16 protein-coding genes are annotated in these 15,123 nt (G+C 38.9%); 12 read left to right on the forward strand and 4 right to left on the reverse strand.

What is annotated here, in order from left to right; translation table 11 throughout:
* Nucleotides 1–150: 150 nt before the first annotated feature.
* The 4 genes from WKR92_RS13895 to WKR92_RS13910 are packed head-to-tail and all read left to right on the forward strand — an operon-like array spanning nucleotide 151 to nucleotide 3,399.
* A complete protein-coding gene (locus WKR92_RS13895; RefSeq protein ID WP_375558442.1) occupies nucleotides 151–1,107 on the forward strand; it encodes a PhoH family protein in 957 nt (318 codons plus the stop codon).
* A gap of 8 nt (nucleotides 1,108–1,115) precedes the next feature.
* A complete protein-coding gene (locus WKR92_RS13900) occupies nucleotides 1,116–2,069 on the forward strand; it encodes a phosphoribosylaminoimidazolesuccinocarboxamide synthase (RefSeq protein WP_375558443.1) in 954 nt (317 codons plus the stop codon).
* Between the two features lie 13 nt (nucleotides 2,070–2,082).
* Nucleotides 2,083–2,469, forward strand: a complete 387-nt coding sequence (locus WKR92_RS13905) for an STAS domain-containing protein (RefSeq protein WP_375558444.1) — start codon at nucleotides 2,083–2,085, stop codon at nucleotides 2,467–2,469.
* A 12-nt stretch (nucleotides 2,470–2,481) separates the two neighbouring features.
* Nucleotides 2,482–3,399, forward strand: a complete 918-nt coding sequence (locus WKR92_RS13910; protein ID WP_375558445.1) for a ribonuclease Z — start codon at nucleotides 2,482–2,484, stop codon at nucleotides 3,397–3,399.
* Here the strand turns inward: WKR92_RS13910 and WKR92_RS13915 are convergent.
* The gene (locus WKR92_RS13915; protein ID WP_375558446.1) at nucleotides 3,384–3,797 is read right to left on the reverse strand and encodes an acyl-CoA thioesterase; all 414 of its coding nucleotides are present in this window, start codon (nucleotides 3,795–3,797) and stop codon (nucleotides 3,384–3,386) included. The genes WKR92_RS13910 and WKR92_RS13915 overlap by 16 nt on opposite strands.
* Before the next feature lie 103 nt (nucleotides 3,798–3,900).
* Here WKR92_RS13915 and rpsO point away from each other — a divergent pair, with 103 nt between their 5' ends.
* The 7 genes from rpsO (at nucleotide 3,901) to lysA (ending at nucleotide 11,839) form a co-directional block, all read left to right on the forward strand.
* Nucleotides 3,901–4,179, forward strand: coding sequence for a 30S ribosomal protein S15 (gene rpsO / locus WKR92_RS13920; protein WP_375558447.1), 279 nt, complete (start codon nucleotides 3,901–3,903; stop codon nucleotides 4,177–4,179).
* 122 nt (nucleotides 4,180–4,301) lie between these two features.
* A complete protein-coding gene (locus tag WKR92_RS13925; protein WP_375558448.1) occupies nucleotides 4,302–6,431 on the forward strand; it encodes a polyribonucleotide nucleotidyltransferase in 2,130 nt (709 codons plus the stop codon).
* Nucleotides 6,428–7,099, forward strand: a complete 672-nt coding sequence (rpe, locus tag WKR92_RS13930; protein ID WP_375558449.1) for a ribulose-phosphate 3-epimerase — start codon at nucleotides 6,428–6,430, stop codon at nucleotides 7,097–7,099. Before WKR92_RS13925 ends, rpe begins: the two co-directional genes overlap by 4 nt.
* 176 nt (nucleotides 7,100–7,275) lie before the next feature.
* A complete protein-coding gene (serC, locus tag WKR92_RS13935) occupies nucleotides 7,276–8,346 on the forward strand; it encodes a 3-phosphoserine/phosphohydroxythreonine transaminase (RefSeq protein WP_375558450.1) in 1,071 nt (356 codons plus the stop codon).
* A gap of 11 nt (nucleotides 8,347–8,357) precedes the next feature.
* Nucleotides 8,358–9,311: a D-2-hydroxyacid dehydrogenase gene (locus WKR92_RS13940; RefSeq protein ID WP_375558451.1), complete on the forward strand. Its 954-nt coding sequence runs from the start codon at nucleotides 8,358–8,360 to the stop codon at nucleotides 9,309–9,311.
* Nucleotides 9,312–9,337: 26 nt separating this feature from the next.
* Nucleotides 9,338–10,651, forward strand: coding sequence for an aspartate kinase (locus WKR92_RS13945; protein WP_375558452.1), 1,314 nt, complete (start codon nucleotides 9,338–9,340; stop codon nucleotides 10,649–10,651).
* Nucleotides 10,652–10,672: 21 nt separating this feature from the next.
* The gene (gene lysA, locus WKR92_RS13950) at nucleotides 10,673–11,839 is read left to right on the forward strand and encodes a diaminopimelate decarboxylase (RefSeq protein ID WP_375558453.1); all 1,167 of its coding nucleotides are present in this window, start codon (nucleotides 10,673–10,675) and stop codon (nucleotides 11,837–11,839) included.
* Between the two features lie 45 nt (nucleotides 11,840–11,884).
* Here lysA and rnhA read toward each other — a convergent pair whose 3' ends face one another.
* Nucleotides 11,885–12,352 (reverse strand): ribonuclease HI, encoded by a 468-nt coding sequence (gene rnhA / locus WKR92_RS13955; protein WP_375558454.1) that lies wholly within the window; start codon nucleotides 12,350–12,352, stop codon nucleotides 11,885–11,887.
* Between the two features lie 103 nt (nucleotides 12,353–12,455).
* Here rnhA and WKR92_RS13960 point away from each other — a divergent pair, with 103 nt between their 5' ends.
* Nucleotides 12,456–13,025, forward strand: coding sequence for a DUF6580 family putative transport protein (locus WKR92_RS13960; protein ID WP_375558455.1), 570 nt, complete (start codon nucleotides 12,456–12,458; stop codon nucleotides 13,023–13,025).
* Nucleotides 13,026–13,292: 267 nt separating this feature from the next.
* On the opposite strand, the gene WKR92_RS13965 is transcribed toward WKR92_RS13960, so the two are convergent.
* Both WKR92_RS13965 and gdhA read right to left on the reverse strand, forming a co-directional pair.
* Nucleotides 13,293–13,541 (reverse strand): hypothetical protein, encoded by a 249-nt coding sequence (locus WKR92_RS13965; RefSeq protein ID WP_375558456.1) that lies wholly within the window; start codon nucleotides 13,539–13,541, stop codon nucleotides 13,293–13,295.
* 21 nt (nucleotides 13,542–13,562) lie between these two features.
* Entirely contained in the window at nucleotides 13,563–14,906 is a 1,344-nt protein-coding gene (gene gdhA, locus WKR92_RS13970; RefSeq protein ID WP_375558457.1) for an NADP-specific glutamate dehydrogenase, read from the reverse strand.
* Nucleotides 14,907–15,123 lie beyond the last annotated feature (217 nt).

Raw genomic sequence — 15,123 nt, forward strand, 5'->3', positions numbered from 1 at the left:
TCCGAATTCGTTTTTAATTCATCCTTGCAAACATAAGCAGAATTATTTTGCTTTTTTTTATCCACCATTATTAGTAATCTTGCGTAAGGATTTTGCTCTGCAAATATTCAATTTTTATTGCATATAATTAACCCAACAAAAGACATTAATTTGAGCGAAGTAAAGATTAATCTGGAACAGGTAGACCCCTCAGTTTTGTGGGGACCTGAAAATGAAAACTTTGAACTAATCAGAAAGCAGTTTCCAAAGTTAAAAATGGTGGCCCGCGGGACCGATTTTAAAGTGTTAGGAGATATCAACGAGTTAGCGACTTTCCAGAGTTATTTTCAATCCATCTTAGCTCACGTAGAAAAATTTAACCGATTGAATCCGCATGACATCGAAAATATTTTTGATATAAAGAAAAGCGACGGGGAAGAGAAGACAGAGGAGCCAAGTTCAAAAGGCGGTGAGGAGCCTCTAGTATTTGGTGCAAATGGCTTGATTATCAAAGCACGAACACCGAACCAACGGAAGATGGCTGATAGTATTACGAAAAATGATATACTTTTTGCTATCGGTCCGGCCGGTACAGGGAAAACTTATACCGCGGTTGCTTTAGCGGTGAGAGCATTAAAAAACAAGGAGGTTAAGCGGATCATACTGACTCGTCCAGCGGTAGAGGCGGGGGAGAACTTAGGCTTTCTTCCGGGAGATTTGAAGGAAAAAGTGGATCCTTACTTAAGACCCCTTTATGATGCTCTAGATGATATGATTCCCACGGAGCGTCTAAAATATATGCTTGAGAACCGAGTGATCGAAGTGGCTCCTTTGGCTTTTATGCGCGGTAGGACCCTCGATAACTGCTTTGTTATTTTGGATGAAGCTCAAAATGCCACAGACCTTCAGTTAAAGATGTTCTTAACAAGAATGGGACCTACGGCGAAGTTCATTGTCACAGGAGACGTGACACAAATTGATTTGCCGAAAAAGCAGCAGTCTGGGTTAAACACAGCCATAAAACTATTAGATAATATAGAAGGGATCGATATCATTTATTTAAGTGGATCGGACGTGGTTCGCCATAAATTGGTTCGTAGAATTCTTGCCGCATACGGAGATATTTAGAAGAAAAAATGAACGCATTAAAGGAAACAAAATTTGTACTACCGCAACAAACTGCCTTCTACAAAGGTAAAGTGCGAGATGTGTATACGATTGCAGATAGTTATCTGGTAATGGTGGTTAGCGATCGAATATCAGCATTCGATGTAGTATTACCCAGAGCAATACCTTATAAGGGGCAGGTGTTGAACCTGATTGCTGCTAAATCGTTGAAAGCGACAGAAGATATTTTACCTAATTGGCTATTAGACGTACCAGATCCCGCAGTGAGTATTGGTCGGATTTGCGAGCCCTTTAAGGTCGAGATGGTTATTAGAGCTTATTTGTCGGGGCACGCATGGCGGGAATATCAGACAGGAAAACGCGAAATCTGTGGTGAACTGCTTCCGGACAACATGAATGAGAATGATCGATTGCCAAAACCCATCATCACACCGAGTACAAAGGCTTATGTAGGTCACGATGAGGATATTTCAGGTAAAGAAATAATCGATCAAGGTATTGTTAGTAAGTCCGATTATCAAAAGCTTGTTGATTATACCGAAAGGTTATTTGAAAGAGGGACAGAAGAGGCTGCGAAAAGAGGACTTATTTTGGTTGACACGAAATATGAGTTTGGTAAGATTCGTGATCAAATATATTTAATTGACGAAATTCATACACCCGATTCATCACGGTATTTTTACGAAGACACTTATCAGCAGTTACAGGATCGGGGGGAGCCCCAACGTCAACTTTCTAAAGAGTTCGTTCGTAAATGGTTAATTGAAAATGATTTTCAAGGTAAAGAAGGACAGGTTATACCGGAGATGACAGATGAAATTGTTCAGTCGATTTCTGAGCGCTATATTGAGCTATATGAACACATTATCGGTGAAAAATTCATCTACCCGGATGAAGAGGATGTTAATAATCGAGTAGAAAAGAGTATATTAGAGTCGTTAAAAAAAATAGCAAAAAGTTAATAGATATAGCAGCATGAAATTTACAATTGATAGACACGAACGTTATGTTGTGTTAAAGCCTCATGAGAAGGTTTTGGATGGAAATGCGGCTCCGCAGGTTAAGTCAGAATTTGTACGAATCAACACAGATGGACAACGAAATATCGTGCTCGATCTTTCTGAAGTTGAAACCATTGATTCTTCAGGGCTTCGGTCGGCATTGATGGCACATAGAATGTGTAAAGCACTTGGTGGAATTTTCATACTGGCTAACGCTAATGAAGCTATCACCCAATTAATCAAACTCTGTAAGCTTGAAGAGGCTCTAGTGTCTGTGCCAACAATACAAGAGGCGGAAGATATCGTGTTCATGGAAGAGATTGAGAAAGAGTTTCGCGGATTTTCGACCTCCGAGGAGTAATCGACTTTGTACATGATGTTTGATTTAACCATATTGGGCAGCAACTCAGCAACTCCAGCCTATGGAAGAAATCAGACATCACAAATCCTATCCATTGAAAATAGACTGTACCTGATCGACTGTGGGGAAGGTACTCAGTTGCAGCTAATAAGATACGGAATAAAACCCTCTCGTATTAAGCATATCTTTATTAGTCACCTGCACGGTGACCACTATTTGGGTTTAGTCGGTTTACTTTCGTCGATGCACTTAGGCGGAAGGAAAGACGAACTGTCGATTTACGGGCCACCGGCACTCAAAGAAATTATAGATATTCATTTGTTGTATTCGGATACACGCCTTCGATACCCCGTTCATTTTATTCCAACAGTGGACGATGAAGAACGAGTTATCCTTCAGAATGAACATATTACTGTTCGCAGTTTTCCATTGAATCACCGAATTCCATGCACCGGTTTTCGTTTTGATGAGCCCCCCCCGCTCGCTAAGATCAATCGCGATGTGTGCGATGAGCTCAATATCCCATCTCACCTTTTTTCGGAAATAAAGAAAGGGGGAGATTATATCGATGAAAATGGTACTATACACCAGCATACTGATTTAACACTCCCTCCAAAAGCACCCCGGAGTTACGCATACTGTTCGGATACACTTAATTCGGGAGTATATTTTTCTTCTATAGAAAATGTAAGCTTGCTGTATCATGAAGCTACTTTTTTGCATGGTATGCTTGTACGTGCACAGGAAACTTATCATACTACTGCGTTGGAAGCCGGACAAATAGCGCTAAAAGTGGGAGCAAAAAAGTTATTAATAGGACATTTCTCGGCGAGATACCGCGAACTGAGCCCATTGTTAGAGGAGTGTCGATCGATTTTCCCTAATTCGCACCTAGCAACGGAAGGAAGAATGTATCATATCGAAAACTGATCAATCATCGTTTGGGTAACTTTCGCTGATTTGCCTGTCTTGATGTCAATCAGGACGTAGTCAAACCAACCATCACAGGCGACTTTTCCGGTTTCTTTGATTGTAATTTCGAAGCTGACACGGCAACCTTTAGAATTCATACTTTCTATACCAGTTTCGACACTGAATTCTTTGCCCATAGTTAATGCTCTTTTATAATCTACATGAGCAGTTCGAACGACCCAGCCATATCCCGAGTCGATAAACTCTTCCATGCTGACACCGTAACAATCTCTCATTTGGTCATAGCGTGCAGCCAGTACATAGTCAAAATATTTACTGTTATGGACATGTTGAAACATATCGATGTCATCGGGGCGAACACGATAAGAAGTAGAGAAACGTGAATATGTCTTCATTCAACCAAAATTAAAAATTAATTACTCAATTCATTGTATTTTAATATATAAAGACTATTTTTGCACTAAAATTTATTAATCACACTTTAATATTATTCAGGTAATGTATTTAAGTAAAGAGTACAAAGCGGATATTTTTAAAAAATTCGCTGAATCAGAAACCAATACGGGATCTGCGGAAGGCCAAGTTGCCTTGTTCACTCATCGTATTGCTCATTTAACTGAGCATTTAAAGAAAAACAGAAAAGATTTTTCTACTCAGTTAGCACTTCAAAGATTGGTTGGTAAACGTCGTTCTTTATTAGCGTATCTTTATAAAAAAGATATTGAAAGGTATCGTGCGATTATCAAAGCCTTAAAACTGAGAGATATTATCAAATAGAAATCAGTGAAATTTTGAGAAAGCCATCCCAAATCGGAGATGGCTTTTTATTTTTAAAAATAGTAAAATTTATATATTAGACTGATACGGCAGAAAGATGAAACCGTATTTATTGAGACAAAATGAGTTACACAGAAATTAAAACATCATTCGATTTAGGCGACGGTCGCCTGGTTGAAATCTCCACCGGAAAGATGGCAAAACAAGCTGATGGTTCCGTAGTGGTAAAACAAGGTGATACCATGCTTTTGGCAACTGTAGTATCGGCAAAAGAAGCGAAACCAGGAACCGATTTTTTACCTCTTTCGGTTGATTATCAAGAGAAATATGCATCAACTGGTCGCATTCCGGGAGGGTTCTTGCGCCGTGAAGCCCGTTTATCAGACTATGAAGTATTAATATCACGATTAGTAGATAGAGCATTGCGTCCATTGTTCCCAGAAGACTATCACGCTGATACGCAAGTAATGATCAGTTTGATATCTGCTGATAAAAATATTATGCCTGATGCGTTAGCAGGTTTAGCTGCATCAGCTGCGCTATCGGTTTCCGATATACCTTTTAATGGCCCAATATCTGAGGTTCGTGTAGCAAAGATTGATGGCCAATTGGTTATTAACCCTACAGTTGCCGACTTAGAACGCTCCACACTGGAGTTCATTGTGGCGGGTTCTGCGGATGATATTGGCATGGTTGAAGGAGAGGCTAATGAGATTTCAGAAGAAGAAATGCTCGAGGCAATAGAGTTTGCTCACAAAGCAATCAAAGTTCAAGTTCAGGCTCAAAACGAACTCGCTGAACTAGTTGGCAAGAAGGTGAAGAGAGAATATTCTCATGAACCATCGAACCCTGAGCTACGCGAAACTATTTATGCAGCAGCCTATGATCGTGTATATGAAGTTGCTAAGTCAGGTTTGTCGAAAAAAGAACGTTCTTCTAAGTTCAAAGAAATTGAAGCCGAGTTCCTTACAGATGAGGAAATGGACGATGATACGATTTTCTTAACTAAAAAATATTTCCACGACGTTCAGTCGGACGCTGTCAGGAATTTAGTGTTAAACGAAGGTATTCGTTTGGATGGTAGAAACACCCGTACCGTGAGACCAATATGGAGCGAAGTAGATTATCTTCCTGCAGCACATGGGTCCGCTGTATTTACAAGAGGGGAGACTCAATCACTTACTTCTGTTACTTTAGGCGCGAAGGACGATGAGCAAATTATAGATGGTGCGTTCATCCACGGATATAACAAATTTATGCTGCACTATAACTTCCCGGCATTCTCGGTGGGTGAAGTTAGACCGAACAGAGGTCCAGGACGTAGAGAGGTAGGACACGGTAACCTTGCTATGCGTTCGTTGAAAAAAGTATTACCTGGGGGGGATGATAATCCCTACACAATTCGTGTAGTTTCTGACATTCTTGAATCAAATGGTTCATCTTCGATGGCTACTGTTTGTGCAGGTTCACTCGCTCTAATGGACGCTGGGATTAAAATTAGTTCTCCTGTATCCGGTATAGCAATGGGATTGATCATGGATGAGGAAACTGGCAAATATGCTGTATTGAGTGACATTTTAGGTGATGAGGATCATTTAGGTGATATGGATTTTAAAGTGACGGGTACTGAAAAAGGTATTGTTGCTTGTCAGATGGACCTAAAAATCAATGGCTTAAAATGGGAAGTTCTAACGGAAGCTTTAAATCAATCGAAAGAAGCGCGTCTACATATTTTAGGAGAGATGTTAAAAACAATAGATGCACCTCGCGAGGATTATAAACCACACGCTCCGCGAATTGTTAGCTTCTCAATCGATAAAGAGTTTATTGGTGCTGTGATTGGGCCGGGTGGTAAGATTATCCAAGAGATGCAACGTGAAACCGGTGCAACTATTTCAATTGAAGAAGTAGATAACAAAGGTGTTGTTCAAGTTTTTGCAGATAACAAGCAAGCTATTGATGATGCAGTTGGACGTATTAAGAATATAGTTGCGAAACCAGAGGTGGGCGAAGTTTACGAAGGTAAAGTGAAAACCATTATGCCTTTTGGTGCATTTATTGAAATCATGCCTGGTAAAGATGGTTTACTCCATATTTCTGAAATTGACTGGAAGCGTTTTGAAACTATGGATGGTATATTTGAAGTTGGAGATATAGTGAAAGTAAAATTGCTAGATATCGACAAACAAGGTAAATTAAAATTATCTAGAAAAGTATTACTTCCAAGACCAGAAAAAAACGAATCAAAATGAAACATCTGATTGCTCCTTCTGTATTATCAGCAGATTTTGCTAATCTAAAAGAAGATATCGATATGATCAATCGCAGTAAAGCTGATTGGTTCCATATCGATATCATGGACGGTGTATTTGTACCGAATATCTCCTTTGGTTTTCCTGTATTGGCTTCAATTAATCATTATGCCAGCAAGCCGCTAGATGTACATCTGATGATTGTGGATCCGGACCGCTATTTACAGCAGTTTAAAGATGCAGGTGCTGAGGTTATTACGGTTCATTATGAGGCCTGTACACATCTTCACAGGACAGTTCAAGCTATAAAAGGTTTGGGTTGTAAAGCTGGCGTAGCATTAAACCCACATACGCCGGTGTCGGTCTTAACGGAGATTATAGAAGATTTAGACTTGGTGCTAATCATGTCTGTTAATCCTGGTTTTGGCGGTCAGAAGTTTATAGAGAATACCTATCAAAAGATACGTCAACTCCGATTATTGGCTAGTGAAAGAAATGAAAATCTATTAATTGAAGTTGATGGCGGTGTTAATCAGCACAATGTTCTTGCTCTACTGAAAGCTGGTGTCGATGTATTGGTTGCTGGAAATGCTGTTTTTGCTTCGGATGAGCCGGAGAAGACAATAGAAGAAATGAAGAAGGTATCCCTGGATAGTATCTCCGTTTGATATTTTCTAATAAAGAATACAGATGAAGCGGAGAATTAATTCTCCGCTTTTTTTATTGAATTTTTTCATCATTACATTTAAATTGTGATTACATTCGCAATTTTACTGCACTTATAATGAAAAGATGAAAATAAATATTTATTTTTATCAAAAATTTTATTTAACCTCATATACATATGAAACATAATTTTGGTGCCGGACCCTGTATCTTGCCTCAGGAAGTTTTTAAGCAGGCTTCAGAAGCTGTTATTAATTTCAACGATACTGGATTATCTATTTTGGAGATTTCACACCGTTCAAAGGAATTTGAAGCTGTTGTTTTTGAAACGGAGTCTCTGATCAGGGATCTTTTGTCTGTACCTAGTAATTATTCAATTCTTTTTTTACAAGGTGGAGCGCGTCAGCAGTTTGCGATGGTTCCGATGAACCTAACTCGGGAAGGTGAACGAATGGCTTATCTTGATACGGGCAGTTGGGCTTCAAATGCTATTAAAGAAGCTCGTAACATCGGAGATGTGGAGGTGGTTGCCTCAGGGAAAGATAACAACTATACAAGTATTCCCAAAACATACCACATTCCAAATGATGCAGCTTTTTTTCACTATACCTCTAATAATACCATTTTTGGAACGGAGCTTTTTGATGTTCCTAATTCCCCAATCCCGGTTGTTTGTGATATGTCCTCCGATATCTTGAGCAGAAAGATCGATGTATCTCAATATGGATTAATCTACGCGGGGGCGCAAAAGAACATCGGCCCGGCAGGGTTAACCATTGTCATTGTCAATAATGATTTACTAGGAAACACTGGTAGAACATTGCCTGCAATATTTGATTATCAATCACATATAAAGGCTAAATCGATGTATAATACGCCTCCGGTATTTTCTATCTATGTGGCAATGTTGAATTTACGGTGGTTGAGATTAAAGGGAGGCATTGAGGAAATTGAACGTGAGAATATAGCCAAGGCTAGAAAGCTCTATGAAGAAATTGACCGCAATCCTTTATTCAAAGGACCTGCAGATCTAGAGGACCGGTCCCGAATGAACGTTGCTTTTACAATGGAAGATCCTAGTTTAGAGAGCGAATTCTTGGCATTAGCTACTGAAAGAGATCTAGTTGCATTAAAAGGCCATAGGAGTGTTGGCGGTTTTAGAGCATCCCTTTACAATGCATTGCCGCTGTCAAGCGTGCATTTATTGGTCGACGTAATGCAAGAGTTTGAAGAAAAAGTAAAAAAATAACATAAAATACAATGAGAATATTAGCAAATGACGGTATTGATAATCTGGGAAAAGAAATGCTTGAAAAAGCTGGTTTTCAGGTCGATACTGTCCATATACCACAAGAGGAATTAATTTCAAGATTGCCAGAATACGATGTAGTAACGGTACGAAGTGCAACTAAAATCAGAAAGGACTTAATTGATGCCTGTCCGAACCTAAAAATTATCGCTCGCGGCGGTGTTGGTATGGATAATATCGATGTGGAATATGCACGCGGAAAAGGTATTGCTGTTATCAATACGCCGTCGGCATCATCTATTTCTGTAGCCGAATTGGTGTTTGGCCACTTTTTTAGCGGTGTCCGTTTTCTTTATGATGCGCAAAGGAAGATGGCGACAGAAGGCGAGTCTAATTTTGCTGGATTAAAGAAAGCTTATGCTAAAGGAAGCGAGCTTCGTGGAAAGACCTTAGGTGTCATCGGTTTCGGCCGAATCGGACGGGAAACTGCGAAAATAGGTTTGAGTTTAGGAATGCGAGTTGTTGTCTGCGATACCCATCCAATTGATACGAAAGTTACTCTTTCTTTCTTCGAGGGTCAGACATTGGATTTTGAAGTTACTCAAATAGGTTTTGATGAGTTATTAGGATCTGCTGATTTTATTAGTCTTCACGTACCTTTCCTTGGAAAAGCGTTAATCGGTAATGAAGAATTTGCAAAGATGAAAGACGGAGCAGGAATTGTAAATGCTTCTAGGGGTGGGGTGATTGATGAGGACGCGCTTCTAGAGCACTTGAACAATGGGAAAATAGCTTTTGCGGGGCTTGACGTTTTTGACAACGAACCCACACCAAAAACTTCGTTGTTGAGACATCCAAGAGTCTCTTTATCTCCACATATTGGCGCTGCGACAAACGAGGCACAGAAAAGAGTAGGAGAAGAGCTGGCTACGTTGATTATCCAAGAGCTTGCCGTTTCTCAATAAGATGATACGCTAATAGAAGTATATTAATGAAAATATTGAAGTTTGGAGGTACGTCAGTAGGCAGTGCCGAAAGAATGAAATCGCTCTATGATATTGCGAAAAGAAATAATAGACAGATTATCGTACTGTCTGCAGTATCAGGAACGACAAATGCGCTGGTGTCCATCGGAGAAGCGTTTCAACAAGGTAGAAAAGAAGATGCTGACCAACAAATAAAGACCCTTCGAAAAACGTACGATCTTTATCTTGAAGAACTTTTTTCGACGGAAGAGGGTTTGAGAAACGGAACTGAACTGGTAGACTATCATTTTAGACTTATTAACTCGTTTAACGGCAAGCTTTATACTCCCATTGAGGATAAAATAATACTTGCCCAAGGTGAGTTATTATCTACTACCTTGTTTCATTTTTATTTGAATGAACAAGGGATTAAATCTGCACTTTTGCCAGCGTTAGACTTCATGAAGATTGACGACGACAACGAGCCTGTGATTGATCATATTCGGACCAACTTAAATGCTTTACTCGAAAAGGAACCGGATTGCAATTTGTTCATCACTCAAGGGTTCATCTGTCGGAATTCATTTGGCGAAATAGATAATCTCAGAAGAGGAGGGAGCGACTATACAGCTTCTCTAATTGGCTCCGCTATTCAAGCAGAAGAAATTCAAATATGGACGGACATTGATGGTATGCACAACAATGATCCGAGATTAGTTTCTGGCACCAAACCGATTGCACATCTATCTTTTAATGAAGCCGCTGAATTGGCGTACTTCGGTGCCAAGATATTGCATCCGCAGAGTGTTTTTCCTGCGCAGCGATACAACGTTCCTGTGAAGCTACTGAATACGATGGATCCTATGGCGTCGGGAACTGAAATTAGTTCTGAAGGAGCAATCAAATCTGGTGTCCGGGCAATTGCAGCAAAAGATAACATTACCGCTATCAGGATACATTCCTCTAGAATGCTGCTAGCCTATGGTTTTTTGCGGAAGGTGTTTGAGGTCTTTGAACGCTATAAGACGCCAATTGATATGATTACTACCTCGGAGGTAGCAATATCGCTTACAATTGATCAACCTAAATATTTGGAAGAAATCAAGAATGAACTGAAAGATTTTGGTAGGGTGGATATTGATTTTGATCAAACTATTATTTGTGTTGTGGGCGATTTTAGCCTTGAAACTCATGGCTATGCATCTCGAGTGCTTGATGCTGTTAAGCACCTATCTGTTCGTATGATATCCTATGGTGGAAGTGATTATAACATTTCTTTGCTTTTAAAGACGGAAGACAAGTTGGAAGCACTGAAATCATTACACAATCGTTTATTTTAGAAATACTGGACAATATATTATATGTTTGACATAGAGCTGATTAGAGAGTTTGAGAGAGAGGAGACGCCATTCTATTATTATGATCTTGATTTATTAAAAAGAACTTTAAAGTCTATTGACCTTGAGGCGACTAAATATAATTTTCATGTGCATTATGCTTTAAAGGCCAATTTCAATGATCGACTATTACGATTGATTCAAGAAAATGGATTAGGCGCCGACTGTGTGAGTGGGAACGAGGTATTAAAGGCACTGGAGATGGGTTTTGATGCCGATAAAATTGTTTTTGCAGGGGTAGGAAAATCGGATAAGGAAATTAATATAGCACTAGAAAATAATATTTTCTCATTTAATGTAGAGTCTATTCAGGAGCTAGAAGTTATTAACGAATTAGCCGCTGAGAAAAACAAAGTAGCTCGTGTTGCCCTGCGAATCAACCCAAATGTGGATGCACAAACTCATCATTACATCACAACCGGACTAGATGAGAATAAATTTGGCATAAAGTCGTGGGAGCTTGAAGACTGCATTAATACTTTGAAAAAACTGTCCTCTGTAAAATTAATTGGAATTCATTTTCATGTAGGCTCGCAAATCACGGATCTTAATGTATTTAAGAGTCTGTGTGTTAAAGTAAATGAGCTGAACAACTGGTTTGAAGAAAGAGGACACTATTTACAGGTTTTAAATGTAGGAGGGGGGCTAGGGGTTGACTACCACAATCCGGACGAGAACGATATTCCTGATTTTGAATCCTATTTTAAAACATTTGATCAATTCTTGGAAAGAAAACTCAACCAAGAGGTTCATTTTGAACTCGGGCGGGCGGTCGTTGCTCAAAGTGGTAGTTTAATCAGTCGAGTCTTGTATGTGAAAAAAGGAATCAAAAAGAATTTCATTATACTGGATGCCGGAATGACCGAATTAATGCGACCGGCACTTTACCAGGCATACCACAAAGTTCAACAATTATCGAATTCTGATGAAAGCAGCGAAACCTTTAACTATGATGTTGTAGGACCCATATGTGAAAGTTCAGATTGTTTTGCTAAGGAAGTGTCATTGCGCGAAGCAAAACGTGGTGATCTTATTGCAATCCGTTCTGCTGGTGCTTATGGAGAAGTGATGTCATCTGGCTACAATCTGCGTAACGAGATTCGTTATGTCTATAGCGGAGAACGAAATTAATAAAGTGCTTTATATCTTGAACATCGAGAACATGTTTGGGGGGGCTTAAAGTATCTTGGCATGTTCGGCTTCAAAGACAGAGTCAATTTTCCAGTTGTTTTTATCTTTCGAAGCTTCCACAGCCAAGGTATCACACCGTTCGTTTTCAGGATGGCCGGCGTGGCCTTTTACCCATATAAAACGAACGGTGTGTTGTGTGTAGATTGAATGGAATCTCATCCATAAATCCTTATTCTTTTTTCCAACAAATCCCTTTCTGATCCAGCTATCTAACCATTTTTTTTCTACACTATCAATGATGTATTTAGAGTCAGAATAAATCGTTACGTCCTGATTTAAGTTCTTTATTGCTTCTAGACCGGTGATCACAGCCAAAAGTTCCATTCGATTGTTAGTTGTCTTTCTAAATCCGCCTGAAAGCTCTTTGTAGTGCGAGCCTTTCCTTAAAATAACACCATATCCACCTGGACCAGGATTGCCACTTGATGCTCCGTCAGTAAAAATTTGAATCATGCGAACAAAGATAAGATTTAGGGGCAATTTGTTTGGATATTCTTTATTCGAATTGTTGTCTATCGTTATATTTTTTATCTTTACCTGTTCAATATTATAAATTATGTCAATCGAAAAAATCAACGTCCGGACATGGGCAATAGTAGCTGTGATTCTTGTTTTTGCAGCGTTACGTGGAATGAGTCCTGAAAGTTTTGGTAGCTGGGCTAACTTCACTCCAGTAGGTGCCATCGCTTTATTTGGTGGGGTTTACCTTAAAAGCAAGTGGAAAGCATTCCTAATACCCTTAGCAGTATTATTCGCATCAGATGTGATCCTGAATTATGCGTATTTCGGAGAATTTACTTTGTATTACGAGGGTATTTTTTGGGTTTATCTTAGTTTTGCTTTAATCGTGTTGTTAGGTAAAGCAATTAAAATTGTGAAACCTCTGCCTATTTTGTTATCTGCTTTCGCAGCTGTTTTAATTCATTGGGTTGTTGCTGACATTGGTGTCTGGCTACATAATCCAGTTTACGAACAGAATCTTTCAGGATTTATTCATTGTTTGGTATTAGCGATTCCGTTTGAAAAGAACTTCCTAGGAGGAACCCTTTTGTATAGCGGTGTAATGTTTGGTGGGTTTGAGTTATTAAAATCATATGTACCTAAGCTTGCTATAGCGAAACCTTAAAAGATAGTAGAACCGTTTCGATTCAAAAATCCCTACAAAATTTAATTTTGTGGGGATTTTTATTGTCTGTAAATCAGGATTTTATATAATCAATATTAAGTATTGATTTATGCATTCTTCTGTCATTTTCCATGTATGTAGGACAGAAAGCCAACATTAAATTTTGTCTACTGTTTTATTGTGCTTATGGTCAGTTGTTTAAGACTACTAATGTAAACAAGTAAATCATCTGTTTTTCAGCGCGGATGTTTTAGAGAGCTGTAGCGTCTAGTATTCGTGCCTGTTGTATGTCTGGGTGAATTCTTTATTCATATCCTTAAACAGGTTTAGTACTGCTTTTATAAATTCATCGTCAATTAATTGAAAAACTCCATCAACACCTCCTGTAACATCTAATTCGGAAATCTTATAGGTTTGTTCCAGTGCACCTTGTTCGAATTTCACAATGAATTTTTGATTCATCGAAAAGATGGTGATTTTACAATCTGGGTGGGGGAGTTCAGCTATAGTTCTCATTTTCGCAATATAATAATATAGTTATACGATACCCTGAGCTATCATAGCTTCTGCAACCTTGATAAATCCGCCGATATTTGCACCTTTTAAATAGTTAACTTTTCCACTTTCTTCTTTTCCATAATGGATACAAGTATCATGGATTTGATGCATAATGTGCTTCAGCTTATTGTCAACTTTTTCTTCAGACCAACACTGGCCAATTCTGTTTTGTGACATTTCTAGCCCTGAGACAGCAACTCCGCCAGCATTAGCAGCTTTTCCGGGTGCATAAGCGATCGACGACTTTTGAATAACTTTTAATGCGTCTGCAGTGCATGGCATATTTGCACCTTCTGCAATACAAAAACAACCACTTTTTATCAAAAATTTGGCGTCAGAAACATCTAGTTCATTTTCAGTTGCACATGGGAGGGCAATGTCACAAGGATAAATCCACGGCTTCTTTCCTGCTGTAAAGGTTGAGTTATACAATTTAGTATATTCTTTAAAATCTCGTGAACCCTTGGCTTTCAGTTTAGCAATAAAATGGATTTTGTCAATTGTAAACCCGTCCTTATCGTAAAGTACACCATCGCTATTAGATACAGTGATTACTTTTGCACCCATATGGATCGCTTTTATCGCTGCGTATTGTGCGACATTTCCACTGCCGGAAACGGTTATGGTTTTTCCCTTTAAAGATAGATTCTTTTCATAGAGCATTTTCTCAACAAAGTACAACAGCCCGTAGCCTGTAGCTTCGGGTCTGATCAGGCTCCCGCCAAAATGTTGACCTTTTCCTGTCAAGATACCGGTAAATTCATTTTTAATTCTTTTATATTGCCCAAATAAGAAACCGATCTCACGTTCTCCAACGCCAATATCGCCAGCTGGAACGTCTATGTTAGGACCAATATGCTTCGATAGTTCAGTCATAAAACTTTGGCAGAAGCGCATGATTTCATTATCCGATTTATTTCTCGGATCAAAGTCAGCACCGCCTTTACCGCCACCTAGAGGCAACCCTGTTAAACTGTTTTTGAAAATCTGTTCAAAAGCTAAGAATTTTAAAACACTGAGGTTTACGGACGGTGAAAATCGCAGTCCGCCTTTATAAGGGCCAATTAGACTGTTCATTTGGACTCTGTAACCTCGATTAATTTGTACATGGCCTTTATCATCAACCCAGCACACACGAAAACTTACAACACGCTCTGGTTCGCTTAAACGCTCCAATACTTTAGAATCTATATATTCTGGGCAGCTTTCTTCCATAAATGGAATTATATCTTCTGCAACCTCTGTTATTGCTTGAATGAATTCTGGCTCGTTTGGATTTTTTACTTTAATATTCTTAAGAAATGCGTTAAAAGTTTTCGACATGTTGTTTTGTTTGCTTAAATATTCCAGCAATTATAGTCATTTCCTGTGTAAATTGCAAGTTTTATTAGGTGTTAATCAAATTATGTTAATAGAATCATTGTTTTGTTAACATATATATAACAAACATTCAGATTGCGATCCGACAACGTGAATATTATATTTTTTTATAATCTATATTATGTTAAATAGTATGCAGTGAACAAAACATCCCTTACCT

This window comes from Albibacterium profundi, assembly GCF_042159835.1.
In the GTDB taxonomy this organism is placed as follows: Bacteria; Bacteroidota; Bacteroidia; order Sphingobacteriales; family Sphingobacteriaceae; genus Albibacterium; species Albibacterium profundi.